At 51.4% G+C, this 17,376-nt stretch carries 16 protein-coding genes; 2 read left to right on the top strand and 14 right to left on the bottom strand.

Annotation, left to right across the window (positions count from 1 at the left end):
- Nucleotides 1-49: 49 nt before the first annotated feature.
- The 4 genes from EDC39_RS03675 to EDC39_RS03660 all read right to left on the bottom strand — a co-directional run bounded on the left by EDC39_RS03675 (nt 50) and on the right by EDC39_RS03660 (nt 5,361).
- The gene (locus EDC39_RS03675) at nt 50-943 is read right to left on the bottom strand and encodes a hypothetical protein (protein WP_148894998.1); all 894 of its coding nucleotides are present in this window, start codon (nt 941-943) and stop codon (nt 50-52) included.
- Nucleotides 943-2,616, bottom strand: a complete 1,674-nt coding sequence (locus EDC39_RS03670) for an AAA family ATPase (protein WP_148894997.1) — start codon at nt 2,614-2,616, stop codon at nt 943-945. Before EDC39_RS03670 ends, EDC39_RS03675 begins: the two co-directional genes overlap by 1 nt.
- Nucleotides 2,617-2,883: 267 nt before the next feature.
- The gene (locus tag EDC39_RS03665; protein ID WP_246140172.1) at nt 2,884-3,762 is read right to left on the bottom strand and encodes a DUF4145 domain-containing protein; all 879 of its coding nucleotides are present in this window, start codon (nt 3,760-3,762) and stop codon (nt 2,884-2,886) included.
- 45 nt (nt 3,763-3,807) lie between these two features.
- The gene (locus EDC39_RS03660; RefSeq protein ID WP_246140167.1) at nt 3,808-5,361 is read right to left on the bottom strand and encodes a sigma-54 interaction domain-containing protein; all 1,554 of its coding nucleotides are present in this window, start codon (nt 5,359-5,361) and stop codon (nt 3,808-3,810) included.
- Between the two features lie 165 nt (nt 5,362-5,526).
- Here EDC39_RS03660 and EDC39_RS03655 point away from each other — a divergent pair, with 165 nt between their 5' ends.
- Nucleotides 5,527-6,519 (top strand): ARPP-1 family domain-containing protein, encoded by a 993-nt coding sequence (locus tag EDC39_RS03655; protein WP_148894991.1) that lies wholly within the window; start codon nt 5,527-5,529, stop codon nt 6,517-6,519.
- Between the two features lie 217 nt (nt 6,520-6,736).
- Here the strand turns inward: EDC39_RS03655 and EDC39_RS03650 are convergent, their stop codons facing one another.
- The 6 genes from EDC39_RS03650 to EDC39_RS03625 form a co-directional block, all read right to left on the bottom strand.
- On the bottom strand, nt 6,737-7,273 hold the full coding sequence (locus tag EDC39_RS03650; RefSeq protein WP_148894989.1) for a hypothetical protein: 537 nt from the start codon (nt 7,271-7,273) through the stop codon (nt 6,737-6,739).
- 246 nt (nt 7,274-7,519) lie between these two features.
- Entirely contained in the window at nt 7,520-8,065 is a 546-nt protein-coding gene (locus EDC39_RS03645) for a hypothetical protein (RefSeq protein WP_148894987.1), read from the bottom strand.
- A gap of 447 nt (nt 8,066-8,512) precedes the next feature.
- Nucleotides 8,513-8,725, bottom strand: coding sequence for a hypothetical protein (locus EDC39_RS03640; protein WP_148894985.1), 213 nt, complete (start codon nt 8,723-8,725; stop codon nt 8,513-8,515).
- A gap of 79 nt (nt 8,726-8,804) precedes the next feature.
- A complete protein-coding gene (locus tag EDC39_RS03635) occupies nt 8,805-9,395 on the bottom strand; it encodes a hypothetical protein (protein WP_148894983.1) in 591 nt (196 codons plus the stop codon).
- A 152-nt stretch (nt 9,396-9,547) separates the two neighbouring features.
- The gene (locus EDC39_RS03630) at nt 9,548-9,802 is read right to left on the bottom strand and encodes a hypothetical protein (protein ID WP_148894981.1); all 255 of its coding nucleotides are present in this window, start codon (nt 9,800-9,802) and stop codon (nt 9,548-9,550) included.
- 75 nt (nt 9,803-9,877) lie between these two features.
- Nucleotides 9,878-11,962: an AAA family ATPase gene (locus EDC39_RS03625; RefSeq protein WP_148894979.1), complete on the bottom strand. Its 2,085-nt coding sequence runs from the start codon at nt 11,960-11,962 to the stop codon at nt 9,878-9,880.
- 90 nt (nt 11,963-12,052) lie between these two features.
- Here EDC39_RS03625 and EDC39_RS15275 point away from each other — a divergent pair, with 90 nt between their 5' ends.
- On the top strand, nt 12,053-13,069 hold the full coding sequence (locus EDC39_RS15275) for a helix-turn-helix transcriptional regulator (protein ID WP_187426630.1): 1,017 nt from the start codon (nt 12,053-12,055) through the stop codon (nt 13,067-13,069).
- Nucleotides 13,070-13,563: 494 nt separating this feature from the next.
- On the opposite strand, the gene EDC39_RS03615 is transcribed toward EDC39_RS15275, so the two are convergent.
- The 4 genes from EDC39_RS03615 to EDC39_RS03600 form a co-directional block, all read right to left on the bottom strand.
- Nucleotides 13,564-14,478, bottom strand: coding sequence for an IPT/TIG domain-containing protein (locus tag EDC39_RS03615; protein ID WP_148894977.1), 915 nt, complete (start codon nt 14,476-14,478; stop codon nt 13,564-13,566).
- Between the two features lie 80 nt (nt 14,479-14,558).
- Nucleotides 14,559-15,113: a hypothetical protein gene (locus EDC39_RS03610; RefSeq protein ID WP_148894975.1), complete on the bottom strand. Its 555-nt coding sequence runs from the start codon at nt 15,111-15,113 to the stop codon at nt 14,559-14,561.
- Between the two features lies 1 nt (nt 15,114).
- Nucleotides 15,115-15,657: an FMN-binding protein gene (locus tag EDC39_RS03605; RefSeq protein ID WP_148894973.1), complete on the bottom strand. Its 543-nt coding sequence runs from the start codon at nt 15,655-15,657 to the stop codon at nt 15,115-15,117.
- Between the two features lie 65 nt (nt 15,658-15,722).
- Nucleotides 15,723-16,934: a hypothetical protein gene (locus EDC39_RS03600; protein WP_222862831.1), complete on the bottom strand. Its 1,212-nt coding sequence runs from the start codon at nt 16,932-16,934 to the stop codon at nt 15,723-15,725.
- Nucleotides 16,935-17,376: the final 442 nt, after the last annotated feature.

Here is a 17,376-nt window from a genome sequence, read left to right as displayed (position 1 = left end):
ACCGACGAACTAGCCCTTATCGACAAAGTGCAACGGCCCCTGTCAAACCTTAATCACTGCTCAGGACAAACGGCTCTTCTGCCAAATCAAAGGCGGGATTTTCACCGGCATACTCAGACCACCGTTGCTGATAGTTTTGCTGGTCGAGCAATGCGACATCATCAGTTTCACCATCTCGCCCCTCATCCAAGCCATGCTGGAAAGAAACGCCCCCAACGTCAGTCAAAATGTAACGATTATGCAGCGGCTGCCCCCCATCTCTAGCTGCCCACCTCACAAATCGAACTGTCAGGCCGGCAGGAATAAGCCTTGTAAGTTTATTTTGACATTCCTGACGAAAGAACTCTTTCGTCGACTTTGCCGAGGTATGAACCTCCACGAGGGGCATTCCAGCATTCCGGTTTTGGGTTGCTACCTGCAAAAAAGCCCGAAACGCTCTACGATATCGAGAGTTTTCCGGGCCAAAATGCGGATCAACAAAAATAATATGCTTTGCTATAGACAAAAACTTGCTTACCGCCAAGGCCATATCGTCGGCTCTTCTCGGGACGACCTTGGTTCTTTGTACATTCCAGAGCGGGTCAACTGCTGAAACCTCCTCTGCTGCCAACACATGATTCTCCGGGACTGCCTCACTGGCGATAATGGCATGGAATGGATTTTCGGCCTGTTGTCTGAAAGCATTCTCCAACCATTCCAATTCGCCATCATACGGGCGGGATGTTTTGCAAAGCCCATACTTCTTTATTCTTGTCAGCTCAATTTGAAGCTTTTGTTTCTGCTGAAATGAAAAAGAGCCGCAGGATTCATAAACCATTCGCAGCCACTTTTTGGGGAACTCAGCAATAAGGCGGCCTTGGGGGACTCCGAAATTTTCAATGAGGTACCGAAAGGTAGACCATTCCTTCAAACAATCCGGTTCAAGGGCATATTCCTTCAACATCAGAAAAGCTCCTCCGCGCGCTCCTCAAAGAACCCATCCGGCCAATCACCAAGTGAATCTCCATCATCACTGACCTGCAACCTGCGGACACTGTGTTTCCCATTTTTGAAGTCAATGAAATTTATGCTCAGATGCTCCGGCTTCAGCCCACAATGCCACTCAGGGAGAGTTCCATCGGTAGTCTCGCGGATCCTTCTTAACAAACGAAGTAGAAGATGTTCACTATGAGTCTCCAGCAGAAATTGTGTTTGTCCGTAATCAGGTTTTTGTGACTGAGAATAAGAACTCCTCAATGCAGATAAAATAAATAAATCGGCAAGACGACATTGAAGTCCAGGATGAACATGTAGTTCAGGTTGCTCGATAGCGGCAATTCCAACTCTATTATCTAAGGCGGCAATCAGTACCGGCATCATTTGGGAAATGCCAATGCCGATATCATGGGGAAGAACATTGCAACCACGCCTCAAATCCAAAAGAGACAATTCCTTTTTTTCAGGGGTGTCCTTCTGAATTGTTTTCAGAATTGAGGCCAGACCGACCTCTCCAGTCGAATCCACAAGGGACCAGATTTCGTGGTCTGAATCGATTTCCCGAAAGCGCCTGGCTTCAACCTTGTAACCGACCCCCAATCTTTCAGGTTCGGCAAGCCATCGATTCAATTCATCGATAAACTCCTGATCCGCCAAAAAGAGCTTGTCCCACGCCGCAAGACCGGTAGCCCATCGTGCCGGGTCACTGGTTTTGCGAGGGACGAAGTAACGTTCGGGTGTTTTTCGGATAGGTCCCACATAGGCCATACCCTGCAAAATTTCAAGCAGGATGTCTGCGGGACCCCTGATGAGTTGAGTAAGATAGCTTTCAAATTGGAGAATTCTTCTTAGAGCATCAGCCTTTCCGACCTCACTGTAACCACGCAGCAACTCTTCGATGAACTCAACATCAAAGCTTAGATTATCGTCCCACAAAGTAGGCGGACTACAACATAAGGTGGCGGGAATTCCTACATCGCTCTTCCCCGCCAAAAAATCATCAGGCAACAGACCTGCAACAAGGTCCTGTAAAAAACTATCGCCGTATGAACAGAATACTTCATGACTGAAATTGACATATTTAAGAAATTCATCAAAACCTGGCTGCACGCCATCAAAATAAACTTGCTTATCAGTTCGGACAATATCTGCAATTTTTTCATCAAAAAGCCCACTTGATATGCGGCTCATGCACGGAGATGAACTTGCAAAGTCCCATGAAACTTCTATTTCAAAAAAATAATGAAATGAAAACCAAGAATCATAATATTCTGTGCGTATATCACATACTTCGACTTGTTCTGGATCTATTCCCCTAAAAGGAAACGCCGGATAAACTTTAAAAAAACTTGAATCGCAAGTAAAATCTATCCTAATTCTGATGGATTTATAAAGATCGTGACCATTCACCAACGACCTAAAACCACCGAAGTCTAAAGTTTCACCTGCCCAAGAAGAGTTATCAGCATCCAAATTTCCATGCTCAAGAATTTCTCGCATATAATGTAATGCTTGGATAATGGTGCTTTTCCCTGCGCTATTAGCTCCAAAAAGAAGTGTAATAGGCGCAAATTCAATCCGCACAGGGTCTGAGATGCCCTTAAAGTTTTCTATTGTCAGAGCAATTATCCTTCCAATCATCCCCTAATCTCAACCTTTTTAGTTCACAAAAAAAAGAACAACACAAGACAAATAATTTCAAAAACACTAATTGGCACACAATATAATACTTATCTACATACTCTAACCGCCATGTTCAATAACTTATTTTCGACAACTAGAAAACATACGATTTAATTTCATTTCACATGAATCAAAACAAACAATAAACAGTGCTTGTTCTTATCATCTTATTAATTTCAGGCCGCACAGACAAAAACAAAACAGCCAAAACGAATTGTTTATCTTTCAAGTCCTTACTTCCAAAAAATCTTTTGCAAAATTGGTCAATCTCGCCCCCTGAACCCTTTGACCCGTCAAATGATTCACCACTATGCAACGCTCAAGAGCCCTAGAGTTGATATCCATGAAATCATTTGTCGCCTGCATTGTATTGCGGTAAGATTCCGGAACAATCTCGCGGCAAAGAACATCCAGGCTGTAGCGACGGCCATTCTTCAATTGTGTCTGGTAATCCACGACAGCGTTCAGTCTCGGCACTGCCTCCTCCCAACGATAGGGGGAATCCGGCTCTTCAAACTTGCGCCGCCACCGTTCAACAAAAGTCCTGACATCAACCGAAGAATTGTTGGCGTGAGGAAATGTCACCATGGGAACCTCCCCATTCTCACCAACACCGTCGACATGAGTCTTGTTAACCTTGTCCGTGTCACCGGTCTGGTCTGCCGGGTTCGAACATTTTGGGCTTTCTTTCTCGGGGCGCTCAAAAATCGGCCCCCCTTCTGCCAACCTTCTTGCCACAAAAACATTCAGGTAAAACCACCGAACAACCTCAAGACAGTCATTCCAGACCTTAAAAGCATCGTTGCCAGGAACAGCCTCATTGTGTGCTCCCCGGTTACCCAACTTTCTTATCCGGTGCAACTTGTTTTCAATAAGGGGTGACAGATGGTCCCTGAAAGCCGTGTTGCTCACCAAATCGAAAAGGCTCTGCTGAACCGGCAGCTTGAGGCTCCATGCAGCATAAGCTTCGCGAACTACCCAATCCGCAATACCTCTCATCTTGACGGCGGCAGATATTGCATCGCCACTCTTCAGAGCATCGTCAGTAGCGCTACACAAATCACAGATCTCCGAAGACCACTGGCGTAATAACTCGAAAGACATTCCCGGCACGGCATTCCTCCTGGGTTTCAGCAACAGGCGTACCAGTTACACCTCGACCCCATACTTGGCAATCCAGTTATTGAGCGTCTGGTAGTTCTTCAGCCCCAGCAAGGCGGCGGCGCGGCGCTTGTTGCCGCCGGCTTCGTCAAGGGCTCTCCTGATGTAGTGGGAAGTCAAAAAGGCTTGTAATTCCTGGATATTGAACCCTCCCCCCAAAGGTTGGGACAGAATATCATTTTTGTCCTCGGTTGTGCCAGGAAGAAGTGCCTGGCGCACGTCCTCCTCCTGAATCACCTCCTCCTGGCACCAGACACAGATCCGCAACACGGTATTGTACATCTCCCGGGCGTTGCCTGGCCAGGTGTGCCGCAGCATAATATTCTTTGCGTTGATAGAAAATTTCTTCTGCTTGTAGCCAGGCTCCTTGCCCAGTTCCCGGTTGACCTGGGTCAGCATGTGTTCGAGCAGAAGATGGATATCCCCTTCTCTCTCACGCAGAGGCGGCAGCCGAAGTACGGCAACGGCCAGGCGGTAGAACAGATCCGAACGAAAACGCCCCTGCGACACCTCCGTGAGCAGATTCCTGTTGGTGGCGGCAATGATGCGGACATTGACCTGCCGGTCTTTGGCATCCCCGATACGACGCACCACGCCATCGTTCAGAACCCGCAGAATCTTGACCTGGGCATCGGCCGGCAGCTCGCCGATCTCATCCAGGAACAGGGTCCCGCCGTCGGCCTGCTCGAAATACCCCGGATGCTCTCTGTTCGCACCGGAAAAAGCCCCTCTGACGTAGCCGAAAAACTCCGACTCAAACAGCTCTCGGGGGATGGCGCCACAATTGACCGCCAGAAACCGCTTTTCTGACCGGCGACTTTCGCGGTGAATAAAGCGCGCAAACAGCTCCTTGCCGGTTCCTGTTTCGCCTTCGAGAAGGACTGGCACATCCCGAGCCGCCACCAGGCGGGCCTGGATGACCAGCTTCCTGATGATTTTGCTCTGGCCGACAATGCCGTGTGTTTCCGGCTCTGCTGCCAGGTCGTAATGCGCACTCAGCCTCATCAGGCGACGATCGGCCCCGGCAATCGTATCCGGGACATACTCGGCGAAGATGTTGAAGGGCATTTCGACACTCTCCACGCCCTTTTCCCGGGACGCCTGGACAAGTTCGGCCTCGGCGAACGGGCCCTTGGCGAGCAAGATCCAGACCGCCGCCATGGCCGGCGTGCCGGGACTCAGGTGAAAAACCGGCACAACCTCGCGTCGCTCCATCCTCTCCTGCGTCAGGACCTTGTCCACCTGATCACGGGCTGCAACATAGATGGCAGCAAAATCAACCGGACTTGGCAGTTCGACGGAAACCAGCTCAACTGGAAGCCCGCACTGCCTCTCCAGCCAGGCCACATAATCGGCAACATTCTCCGCCGGCCCATAATTGTCGAGCAGCACCAGACGCGAAAACGTCATCTCCGTCGCCACCCTGGCAATGGGCCCCATTTGACCATCCGCCTCTCCCCTTGAAGCCTTCAGGTCGTTCATCCCCACCCAGGCAAAAAGAATGCGCTCCATCGTCAACTCCCGGAAAAAGGTTTCGTCCACTATATAAACTTTTTTACATCGACACAAACAATCTTATCTCCCGCAACCAACAACCAGACCTTCCCAGACAGATAAGCTCTGTTATTTCAACGCATTACTTCTTTGGCACCGCCCTTGCTCTTTGCGCTTGCGAAACACGAAATCTGAGAGAAAGGAAACTTGCCGATGGAAACGATGATCAACAGCCTGCTTCAGTCTATTCAGGTCAAGGACATTCAAACCTTCAACCAGATGAGCGTCGCTCCCCTGGTCGCATCAGAGCAGATCGGCCCCGACTACCTGACCATGAGCCAGGGCTTTGCGCAGGGCGTTCTGACCGTGAAGGAAGTCAGTGAATCCGGTTCGGTTCCGGAGCTCTATGTGGTCAATGAAGGAGATACGTTCGTCCTGCTTTTGGACGGAGAAGAGATCCAGGGCGCCAAGCAAAACCGGGTGCTCAACACTTCGATTCTCGTCGCCCCCAAAAGCGAGTGTGTCATTCCGGTCAGCTGCACGGAACAGGGTCGCTGGGAGTACAAGTCACAGCAGTTCAAAGACTCGCAGGTGGTCATGCCCAGCTTCCTGCGCTCTCGCAAACAGGCCTCTGTGAGCAGAAACGTCAAGACATTCAAAAGCTACCGTTCCGACCAGCACGAGGTCTGGGAAGGTGTGCAAGCCCTTCACTGGGCCATTGGTACCCATTCAGAGACCGGAGCCATGCGGGATGCCTTCGAGGACAAAAAACCCGACATCGAAAAATATGTTCAGGCTTTCGCCGGCATCAAGGATGTCAATGGCATCGCCGTTTTTCTGGACGGCAAACTGGCGGGGGTCGATTTTGTTTCCCATATCCCCGCCATGAACGATCTACTGCCCAAACTCATTGGCAGCTATGCCATGAGCGCCCTTGCGCCCGGGGAAACGTCCGCGCAGCAAGCCCCCTCCCGGGAACAGGTTGAACACTCCCTTTCCCTTGTCGGCCGTTGCGCTGTTGACATCCACACATCGCAAGGCGTTGGCGAAGATGCCCGGCTGGAAGGACCGGAAATCCAGGGCGCCGCCCTGATTGCCCTCGATACCGTCATTCACATGGCACTCTTTGTCAAAACCGAACAGCAGCAGTACCAGGGAGAAATGGCCAGCTTCAACCGCCGTCGCCACTTCAGGAGGTTCCATTAAGGCCTCACAAGGAGGGGGAGCTGCCGGAGCCACAACGGCTCCGGCAGCCTTGGACAACCTGCTTCAGCCAGTCAGGGTGCCTTATCAGGCCTTTATCGACGAATTGCCAAAGTGCGAAGATACGAACAAAAAAGCAACCAAAGAAGCTGCGTAACTCGTCACCCCGCCAGGGCGAAAGTGTCAGGTGATAACTCTATCTCTGTACAGTTAGCAGTATTTATATTTCAGCAGAAAAAACTGAGCAAGACAAATTTGCCGTAGGTATTTTTATAGAAAATTCAAACTTGTCAGCAAACTCCCTTCTCCTTAATTTGTTTTTAATTTTATCATCTCCCACAAAAGGATGCAGCAATACTGAAAATATTTTTCTGAAGTATTCTTTTTGACTTGGCTTTGCTCTATCTAATTTTGCCAAATCTTCTTCTATAGAAGAAATTGAGAAACAGTGTTTATGTTTAAGTTCAATGGCATGATAATATTGTTTATTTTTAATTCTAAATGTTAAATCTATTCTCTGCTTTACGTAATCGAATTCTTTTCTTTTATCGTAGTCGCATTCCTCTTCTTTACATATCTCATCACTGACAACATTTTCATTTTCAAACAAAAATCGCATAAACTCTATTTGAAACCATTTTTCGCATCCATATATTTTATTCTCTGATAAAAATCGTAATGTTTTTTTGATGTGCTCTTTTTGCAAAAATTCACCAAGCAATATCCTCAATGATTCACTTTCAGATTTTCCGTTCATATCTTCCCCTTTTGACTCTTAAAATTGCTCTTTATTATCTATTACAAATCTTTTTCTAAATGGCCTGCTGAGGTCGGCCCGCAATAGTGGACACTATATTATGGTCAAGCAGCCCCTTGTCGCGTGACGTATTTCTTCCAATATGCCACCGAGCAGAGGTTGCCCAGGCTTGGCATATCGCCTCTGCAGGTTGTAGAATACTTCAATGTCCCCCTCGGTGCCCTTGTGAGTTGAACATATCTATATTTATAGTTTTGGCACCTGCCCCACGCTCCACACCCCAACCAAACATGAAACCGGGGTGCTGTACCAGTTTTGCTTTGTCGGAAATGATGGCTTGGGTTCAAGAACCGAACGAACAAGAGCTGAATTAAAGTTTTCGACCTTTTTTATCCGATCGTCATTGGGAACGTCCTTGGAAAAAACATCGACCAAGGCACAGAAAATCTTTGCCGTATTCTCATTATCCAATTTGTTTAACTTCTCCAAATCGCCCAAATATGCGCCACCTGTCGCTCGCATTTTGAATTCGATGACCACCTTTTTCCCTCCATCGAATTCAAAGATCAAATCTGAAGGGCCGCCATTACCAAGGTCAGTTTCCCGGCACCATTTTGGTTTTCCCCCGAAAATTTCCTCCGCATTTTTCATTATGCTCTTGCCAACCTCGAAAGCAAAAGCCAACTCGGGCATGAAAAAGATCCCCTCACCAGCAAGCTCTTCAAGCTCATCATTCAACCGCCTCGCGACATTGACAATTTCTTTGCCCATTTTTTCAAGATACGGTTCCATCCCACCGCTCTCCTTTGTCTGAAAGAAGTTGTATTTTAACTAGTTGTCCCTGAAAAACCCCGCAATTCGCCCTCAGGCGACGATTGTTTGAAATTCGGTACTCTGCTCTGAAACGACCAAACGCCTCACAAAAGTCGCTAGAGCAAACCGGAACGATAAAAGCGCCTACTTGAGCCGTACCAGCTCTTTGAAAACAAGCCAAATGAAAGCCCGCAGAAGCTTTCGCAGGTTGAAGCCGCACGCAGCCAGGATGGCGTTCATCGTTCATCTTGTCGTCATCAACTCCCTTGAGGTGATTGCATGCCATCCGGTGCTCTTCCTTCAGTTAGAATTTTTCAGGGGCGATGAGTTATTCCTATTTTACACCCTGCAAGCGGAACAGGCGGGCCATTGAACTTTTTTGAAGGAACGCTTAAAACAAATGCCTGGCTTATAAATTTCAATTTCTTAAGTATCAACCAATTCAACAGACGCAACACCAATCTCGTCATTTTCACAAATAACACTTGCACCATAAGGCTCTGGAGAAATATCTATTATCAATATTATCCCAGAAGGTTCACATTCACTGTCGACTTCTGCTTTAGTTTTGTTCTGTGCAATCCAAAGGTAATTATTTGTTGTGTTTTCATCAAGTGTTATAATTAGTCTTTTTGCCATTGCTTCACCAAAATTTAACAAACACAATCAGAACGTCAACAATCTATTAAATCAATGTTCTATAGATTGAATTCACTAATCAATCTGATAAAGGCCTATATCCAAGCAACTCCATATCTATTCTTCTTGGTGTTGCAAGACGTCCAATCTTGGGATCAAGGACCATGTCACGGTAATATATGCACCTACAGACAAACGCCTCATATGCGTCATCAAATTTTCTACTTATCTTAAAATGCTTCTTTTGTTTTCTTAGTATTTTTCTTATTTTTTTATTTGCTATAGAATCATAAATAAACACCGAACTTGGTGCATGAAAATGCAAATACTTTGACGCAAGCGATCTTTTTTCTATTCCTGTTGCATCCTTTAACACACCAGTAAAATACTTATGAGCTTTAAGCAATGTAAAAACATTAGATTCGTTGAGCCTTTCTATTTTTTTCAATTCTTGTATATAAAGATCTATGTCGGAAGCCTTGATTATGTCTACAGCATCCTCCATTTTAAAACCAGGCTTTGCTTTTCTCTCTATTGATGCAGAGTAGGCCCTACCAATAATCCATAATTTTGCGCGAATTACGTCTCGGTTGTCATGGTGTGGTTTTTCTTGACACATTCGATACAAGACTTCATTGCCCCATCCAGAATAATCACTGTCGTATTCCATCTTGCCTCCAAGGCCACAAGTTAACAAACTATAAACAACTTGCAATTATCACGACTTTACAACACAAAGTTAAAAATCATGTTTTAGCAACAGAGCTATTTAACAACAACTAGTTTCCTACGACCACCTATTCAAAATAAAACTATCTAACATTAATCATTTGGCAACCTTGTTTTAATTTTTATAATTTTATTCACTGGATCAATTTCATACTTGTAAATATTAAGCAACCAGTCATCGAAGCGCATCTTTTCGTAAAAAAGCCCCGTACTTGGATCTATCATTTTTTTGATTTCTATGGCTTCCATCGACAAATCAGCCACTGAGCCATCAAATGAGCTAATAACAACTTTTACCTTATACCTACCATCGTTTTGCAGTAGCCTGAGATATTCCGGATATTCCATCAGCCTCTCCTTTCATGCCACAAAATACACCACCAATCTCAAATTTTTCTCAAATTTTCCAATGCCCAGGAATTTTCACGTCATTCTGGTGAAACCTATGCGCGAACCAATAGCCTCATTTTTGTTCTGGACTTCCCACCGCAGCCATTCGACATACTGTTCAATATCGCAACCGCCGTAAAAATCTGCCTTTTTACGCACCACCACAAAATCGCCGGGTGTCAGGCAAGTCAGCTCACGGGCCTTCTCCGGCGCCAGAACCAGTCCGAAGAAGTGGCGAAACGCGTGCACAACCTGCTCGGGTCCCAGATAGTCAAATCGGCACTTGAAGGTGAAGCGACGCATAGCGGCAGGGTCAAGATGGGCCTTGAGGTTCGTGGTGCAGGCAAAGGGGAGCGGATGCTGCTCCATCCAGGTCAGCATTTCGTTGACCTGGGAAATCTCCCAGCTTGCATTCGCCATGCGCCGATCACCGAGAAGCGAATCAACTTCGTCAAAAACCAGGAAACTTTCGTTCTCACGCGCCTCCGCAAAGGCATTGGCTATGTTTCGTTCCGTCTCCCCCACCCACATGGAGAGCAGGTCGGACGCATGCTTGACCAATACCGGCATTTGCATCCTGTCAGCGAGGTACCGCACATAGGCCGTTTTGCCTGTGCCAGAAGGTCCGTATAGGCAAAATGAGACGTTGCGTTTTCCGCGTTCGGCAACAAGGTCGGCAAGCTCCATGAGATTGCAGTCCGCAACGCTCAACCGTGGGGCAAACGACTCTTCAACGCGCTCCGGCCTTGCTGGCCCTCCACCTTTCATTGCCTTGACGATACTGTCGGCCGCACATTTGAAATCTTCCACCGCGCCGCCTGTAAACCTGGCAAATCTCACCGCGTTGGACACCACCGCCGGAGGCAAATCCAACCTTGTAAGCTGTTTGAGGTCGCCTGTTGACAACTCCAGCCCTTCCTTGGCGAGGTGTCTTTGCCAGACCCGCTGGCGCAAGGCGAGGGGCGGATTTTTCATTTCGATCGCAAAGGACATGCGGCGGATGATGGACGGCGTCAGATTGCTGACCCTGTTGATGGTCCAGATCACCGGAACCGGGTTGTCCTCCAGCAATCGATGGATAAAGACTTTCGAACCGGAGTTTTTTTCTCCCGGAATGAACGTTGCCGCTCCAGCGTTTTCGAGCAGATCATCCATCTCGTCAAACAGCAGCAGGCTCTTTTGCTGGAAGCGCAGCAGATTCTGCATGACCTGCAGGCTGCTGATCCTTTCATGTCTTGTCGGCTCTTCACCCTGTTCGTCCTGTTCTCCCAGGGCATAGAGAGAAAACCCCAACTGAGCCGCCAGAGTTTTGCTGAATTCTGTTTTGCCAGTTCCGACAGGGCCATACAACAACACGTTGATCCCTTTGAGCCGCCGCGCGACGGCCTGTTTCAGAAAGCGGGCAAGACGGTCCCTTTCCAAAGCGATATGATCGTAATCGCTCCACTCAAGAGATGCTTGCTCCACATGCCCCAACAGACAGGAGAGGATGTCCTCGCAGTCGGCGAGGGATTTCTCGAAGGCATGCAGAATCTTTTTCGACAGATCGAAGCTGTCGTCGATGTCCTTGCCGATACCCAGCCCTGGCACGATAACCCCGGATCTGAACAATCGTCCTCCGCGCGTGAGCAGAATATGCAGGCGCCTTGTTCCCAGGCCAAGACAGGAGGCGCAAAGAGGCATCGTGCCAAAGCCGGCTTGTGTCAGAGCGTTGAACAGCTCATACAGGGGTTCGTGAATCCGGTAACGCAGCAACATCCCCAAAAAAGCTGTTTCGTCCCTGTCGAGCTGTATCTGGGAGACCAGTTCGCGAATGTTTCTTTCGAGAATACCGGGTTCAGCATTCTGAAGAGAGTCAACCCTTTTGGCCAAAAGCGCCTGGGTCGCTTGCCTCATCACGTGAAAAGCCCTGCGGGAGCCTTCCGCCTGCCCGCCCCCCTCGCAACACAGTTTAAGCAGCTCCCGCAACTTTCCATCCTCATCCGAGATGCCCAGATAAGTCAGGATCGACGGGATGCTTCCGCACAGCCCATCCATGACAGCGAAGGGCAGCTTGCCGACCTGCAACAGGTTCCACAGATACCCGGCAATGACTTTCTGCTCGTAGCGGTCGACCATGTAATTGCATCTCCTGCTTTTCTGGATTCACAAAACATGGTAAGGACGGTGACGACGAATTGTGTCGCATACAAACAGCAGAGGGGCATAATGAAGAAAGGACCGAGAGACAAGAACCAGGTGCTGTTACGCCAGTGGCAGATGCTCAAGCATGTGCCCCGCAGAGGGCGTCGCACCGCGCAGGAGATTCACCAAATGCTTCGGGAAGATGGATTCGACGTTGACCTGCGCACCGTGCAGCGCGACCTGAAACAGCTCTGGGAAGGCAACATCTTTCCCCTGTGCCGGGACGACAACAAGCCGATCGGCTGGTACTGGGATCGGGAGGCGGACATTTTCGATCTGCCGGGCATGGATCCCCATACGGCGCTGGTTGTCCGCATGGCCGAATCCCACCTTGAGAGCGTTTTGCCCCCATCCTGTATGGACCTTATACGCCCCCGGGCCCGTCAGGCCGTGAAGGTCCTCGACCAAACGGATCTCGACCACTACCGCCGCTGGCCGTACAAGGTGCGGGTTATCAGCCGGGCCCAGCCCCTGCTTCCGCCGGACATTGATCCCCAGGTTCTGAAGACGCTCTATGACGCCCTGCTGCGCGGCGTGAAAGTGCGGGGAATGTATCGAGGAGTCGGGAAGCAGGAGGCGGAAGAGCGGATTTTCAGCCCGCAGGGACTGGTCATTGCCGATCCGGTGATCTATCTTCTGGCAAGCTTCAAGGACTATCCCAAGATCTACCACCTGGCTCTGCACCGTTTTGAGAGCGCCGAGGCCTTGACCGAAAAGGCCCACGTCATTCCAGAGTTCGACCTCGACGCCTACCTGGAAGCTGGCGCGTTTGGTTTCCCTGTGAAAGAAGGTGACACCATTCGCCTCAAAGCCGTTTTTTACGACGGAGCGGGCGAACATCTGGTGGAAAGCCCTCTGAGCACCAACCAGACCTACCAAAGGGAGGAGGAGGACATCATCATTACCGCCGAGGTTCCAAACACCCAACAGTTACGCTGGTGGCTGGCCAGCTTCGGCGAAATGGTCGAAGTGCTGGAACCGAAGAGCCTGCGTAACGAATTTGCCGAGATGGCAAAGGAAATGTTGGAAATGTATTCCTGACGCTATCCTTGCGGTTCCGTTGGATTCCGATGGGCGACACGGATCATTGCAACCGTTTGAAAGACCGCATGGCGTGTCGTGTTCTGTCACAAGCGGCTGTATCCTTTTGCGGTGCGAACAGGTGGATAGATTGGAGACCTGCATGAAAGCGAATCCATCGGTCGCGCCGGTTCCGGTGCCGGAAGGAGCCGAGCTGGAGATCTTCGGCGTGGTGACCACGGTCACACTGGTTCAATCCCAGCAACGCCCACCAGAAATATCAAGGGGTTAGCGATGATTCGCTAACCCCTTGTTTCGTTTCGTGCCCATTCGAAACTCGTGCAGTTCTTTATTGCCACGACACGCCAGTCGAGAACGATGGACTTTCAGCCCAGGCCTTTGAGGTGCTGCACAATTTCCCCTCTCGCTGAGGGAAAGGGTCAGGGGGATTAGGCCCGTCCTCTTTCCGTACACGCTGAGGAGGCTGCAGTCGTTTCGCCTGACGGGAAAAAGAATCAGGGCAGAAAGACTTCCATCGGTTCCGACTGCTTGCCGTCGGGGTTGGTAATCTGAAAGATCAGCCTTTTGTCCTGGTTGCTCGACGGATAGCGCTGGTAGATCATCGTCTGGCAGTCGACATAGAGCAGCCGGCCGGGAACAGGCTGAAAGGCGCTGCCCGAACGACCCGGATTGTCCCGCCTGTGGGCATGGAGAGTCAGGGGGCGGTGGGCAATATTGGGCAGGCTGCTGTCCGGCTGTGACACGGTCAGAATCGAATTGTAGTAGAAGTTCTTGCCCCTGAGGATGATCTTGTAGTGGTTGACGTAATCCTCTCCCCGTTCGACGCTGTTCAGAACGGGAATGTCGTTGACCCACAGCGAGCGCGGCAGTGAGGCGTTTCCGCCGGGGTTGCGAACCTGAACCCCGTAGACACCGGCCTTGAGAGTCGATGGAATCCTGAATTCGAGGGTTCCGGAATCCCTGAGATCCATGGCGACCACCACGCCGTCGAATAGCAGGCTGGCCCCGGGGAGAAAGTGCTTGCCGCGGACTCTTATGGTCTGGTCGGCCGAGGTGCCGCAGGCGTCGACGTTGCGGGGTGTAATTTCGGTGATCACCGGGGTGGGTTCGAGGATTTCCACGAAACGGGACTGGCCGGTTTTTTCGCTTCCGTCCTCCAGGCTGAGCGCATAGTCGCCGGGCGGCAGCTCGGGCAGCAAAAAGTGCAGGATGCGCGGACCAAGGTCGCGGACCGGAACCTGCCGGTCGCCGAGAAAAACCCGGGTATCTTCGGTGAAGGGGCCGCCACTGACGGTGACGAGGGTGCCGGGCTCCCCCTGGTTCGGGGCGACGGAGGTGATGTCGAGAGCGCTGACATTGCCGGGCAGCAGCATCAGCCAGGCGAAAAGCAGGAACAGAAAGGGTCGCATGAGCGCTCCTCTAGGAATGTGTTCCCACTACCCTTCGATGGCATGCGGGAACGTGCGTCCACAGTCTCTCACCCTTTCATTTAACCGTCATTCGGTGTTTCTGCAAGTCGGCTCCCGGCGGACCTGACGGCCGAGGAGGGCGAACCGGTCGGCTGATTTGCGCACCGACCGGGTTTCAGATTCCGGACGAGGCCGCCGAGCAGCACCAGGGAGGTCAGCTGAAAGCCCCAGAAAGAGGCCAGTTTGAGCCAGGCGAAAGAGGACGAGAGATAGCGGATCAGCCAGCCGGCGGCAAGGTCACCGGCAATGGTCGCTGCGAGTAGCCAGATCAGCAGGCGCTTGATGCGGTCGGCGTAGGGGGTAAACAGCAGCAGGTGGGTGAAGATCACGAAGAACAGCCCCATGGCGAACAGGTGGAAATGGGTCACTTCCAGCAGGCCGGAAAAACTGCGCGGATTCATGAAGCGCTCCGGGTCTCCCAGATAGTAACGGATCACGCCGGTCAGGGAAAAGCCGAGCTTGTCGTGAAACATCAGCAGTCCGGTTGCCCAGTGAAGCAGAAAGTAGAGATAGAAAAAGCCGAGAATGATTTTGGCTCCGGGTGTGCTGCCCGGTCCGGCGATCATCATGCGCATTTCAGTCTCCTTCCGTCAAAATGGACCACAGGGCAAGAGTCTTGCGCACCAGCCGGGTGACGGCTTGGGCGGACAGGGTAGCGCCGGTGATTCCCTGGATATCACCACCGATTCGCAAATCCGGCGAGAGGCCGTGGTCGTCGAACTGTTCAAGCCAGCGGGCGGCGGGCCGGTACTCCTCCGGTTCGAAAAAGGCGAGAATTTCGACGCGCCGCACCCTGCCCTGCGGATCGATCAGGATCAGGACCGTGGCCGGACGGGTGCGAACCGTCGTTGCCTCGATGACGGCATAACCGGTGATTTCCTCCCCCCGGTGACCGACGTAGAAGGTGGCCAGAAGGCCAGTGTCGCTCCCGGCCAGTCTGGCCACCTTCGCCTGCTGAGCGGCGGAGAGGTACAGGGTGCGGGTTTCGACCCGCTCCGCGTTCGGAAACGCCAGGGCCAGGGCCTCGCTGCGGGTCATGAGCACCCCGGCGCCGCAGGGCCGGGGAGGCGTCAGAACCGCCAGTATCAACATGGCGCCGATAAAACGGATTGCTTTCATCGCGGAACTGCCTTTCGGAATCGGTTCCGGGGGAAGAGGCTTTCCCCCGGAACCGGCAATGGCGATCAGAAGATGAAACCGATGCCAAGATTGATTTCGTCGGCGCGGGCAACGCCGTTTTTCTGGTCGAAGTTGCGATAGTCGATCTTGACGACCACGTTCGGAATCGGCTTGTAGCTCAGGCCGGTGACATAGAGGTCGACGTCCTCGCTGGAGCCGCGGTAATCAATGCTTTCGTAACGGAAAAACGGGGCCAGGTAGTGGCTGGTGCCCGGAATCAGCAGCGGCAGCAGGTCATAGGCGATTTCGCCGTACCAGCCCGTCACCCGTTCCGGGACCCCGGCCAGCTGAGCCGTATCTTCCAGATCAACCTGCGAGCCGAGGGCCTTAAGTTCCAGTCCGTGCGCCTTGTAGCTGGCATGCAGCTCATAGATGCGGGTGAAGACGTCGGCTTTGCCGCCGGCGAATTCCTGGTCCTGTCCCGAGTTCCCCAGATAGACGCTGCCACCCAGATTCAGACCGAGCAGCGGTTCGTAGTCGAGCCTGGCGACCAGAGCGAAATCCTCCGCGGTCGCCTTCGATCCTTCCTGCCTGCCGCCGCGAATTCCCGTACTGTCGAATCCTGCCGCATCCAGGCCGTTGACCAGGTAGAGTTTGTACTCCAGCCCCTCCGCCAGCCGGCCGTAGGCACCAAGGCCCATTTCCCGCCAGGTGCTGGGAAGGACCTGGCGCTCCACCAGCGGCCGGTCATTGCCGTGAAACAGGGTCGGTTCGTGCAGTTCGTTGGTGATGCCCATCGGCACCAGCAGCAGGCCGGCGCGAAGATTGAACTTTTCGTGCAGCAGAAAGTCGAGGGTGGCGAATTCGAGCGCAACCTCGCCGTTTTCGCCGGTGGTCGCATGTTCGAATTCGATCTCGCTGTTCAGGACGATCCAGTCGTTGAACTTGTAGCCGGAATAGAGCACGAAGCGCAGGAAGTCGACCTGATCCTTCTTCCCGCCTCTGTCATTGAGCAGCTTGGAATAGTGGGCTTCGCCGTAGCCGCCGATGGAAAGCCCCGGATTGGCGGCATAGACCTTGGAAGCGGCCGGTCCCAGCCCGGAAAAGGACTGGTAGACAGGGGTTTCGCTGACCGCCGCTTCGTTTTTCAGCTTTTGCAGTTCGGCGGTTACCAGATCGAGGCGCCGGGCGAGTTCTTCGACGGTCGTGGCCTGGCCAGTGCCGGACATGACGGCCAACAGACAGAGAGCGAAGACGATCGAAAAAAGATTTTTCATCAGATATTCCTCCTGAAAAAGAATATTGCGGGCGGGGAATCATCCCGTCCCGTGGGTTGGCTGCTTGTTCACCAGTTTTTGCGTTTTGGAAATGAAAATCGATTTCGAAAAATACGGAAACCGGATGCGGCTGTCAAGAGAAATTGAAAAGCATTTTCAACCGAGGACATTCGTGCGGCCGGGCAGCGCCCGGTCAGACACTGCCGAAGAGGAATACACCAGCATCTCGCTGACCATGTGTCCGGGGGACTGGAAATGGACTGGTCCCCGGGCAGACAACCGGGCGTCCTGGCCTGGGACTCCCTAAGAATTTGTCATCATCCTGCACAGCGACGAAGACAGAAAATCACACACCAGGCAATGAATTTCGCGCCCATAAATAATTGCAATTCCCCAAAAATCTCAAATCAGAAGAGTGCTTCGCGTTCGAGATGACATCGCA

This window comes from Geothermobacter ehrlichii, from assembly GCF_008124615.1.
GTDB lineage: Bacteria > Desulfobacterota > Desulfuromonadia > Desulfuromonadales > Geothermobacteraceae > Geothermobacter > Geothermobacter ehrlichii.
This window is presented reverse-complemented; position numbering and strand designations above follow the sequence as displayed.

What these genes read in the sequence shown, in the direction of transcription:
- EDC39_RS03610 (WP_148894975.1), bottom strand. Translation starts at nt 15,113, where the DNA reads ATGCGCATGATGATCGCCGGACCGGGCAGCACACCCGGAGCCAAAATC.
- EDC39_RS03665 (WP_246140172.1), bottom strand. Translation starts at nt 3,762, where the DNA reads ATGTCTTTCGAGTTATTACGCCAGTGGTCTTCGGAGATCTGTGATTTG.
- EDC39_RS03640 (WP_148894985.1), bottom strand. Translation starts at nt 8,725, where the DNA reads ATGGCAAAAAGACTAATTATAACACTTGATGAAAACACAACAAATAAT.
- EDC39_RS03675 (WP_148894998.1), bottom strand. Translation starts at nt 943, where the DNA reads ATGTTGAAGGAATATGCCCTTGAACCGGATTGTTTGAAGGAATGGTCT.
- EDC39_RS03645 (WP_148894987.1), bottom strand. Translation starts at nt 8,065, where the DNA reads ATGGAACCGTATCTTGAAAAAATGGGCAAAGAAATTGTCAATGTCGCG.
- EDC39_RS03615 (WP_148894977.1), bottom strand. Translation starts at nt 14,478, where the DNA reads ATGCGACCCTTTCTGTTCCTGCTTTTCGCCTGGCTGATGCTGCTGCCC.
- EDC39_RS03670 (WP_148894997.1), bottom strand. Translation starts at nt 2,616, where the DNA reads ATGATTGGAAGGATAATTGCTCTGACAATAGAAAACTTTAAGGGCATC.
- EDC39_RS15275 (WP_187426630.1), top strand. Translation starts at nt 12,053, where the DNA reads ATGAAGAAAGGACCGAGAGACAAGAACCAGGTGCTGTTACGCCAGTGG.
- EDC39_RS03625 (WP_148894979.1), bottom strand. Translation starts at nt 11,962, where the DNA reads ATGGTCGACCGCTACGAGCAGAAAGTCATTGCCGGGTATCTGTGGAAC.
- EDC39_RS03655 (WP_148894991.1), top strand. Translation starts at nt 5,527, where the DNA reads ATGGAAACGATGATCAACAGCCTGCTTCAGTCTATTCAGGTCAAGGAC.
- EDC39_RS03605 (WP_148894973.1), bottom strand. Translation starts at nt 15,657, where the DNA reads ATGAAAGCAATCCGTTTTATCGGCGCCATGTTGATACTGGCGGTTCTG.
- EDC39_RS03630 (WP_148894981.1), bottom strand. Translation starts at nt 9,802, where the DNA reads ATGGAATATCCGGAATATCTCAGGCTACTGCAAAACGATGGTAGGTAT.
- EDC39_RS03600 (WP_222862831.1), bottom strand. Translation starts at nt 16,934, where the DNA reads ATGAAAAATCTTTTTTCGATCGTCTTCGCTCTCTGTCTGTTGGCCGTC.
- EDC39_RS03635 (WP_148894983.1), bottom strand. Translation starts at nt 9,395, where the DNA reads ATGGAATACGACAGTGATTATTCTGGATGGGGCAATGAAGTCTTGTAT.
- EDC39_RS03650 (WP_148894989.1), bottom strand. Translation starts at nt 7,273, where the DNA reads ATGAACGGAAAATCTGAAAGTGAATCATTGAGGATATTGCTTGGTGAA.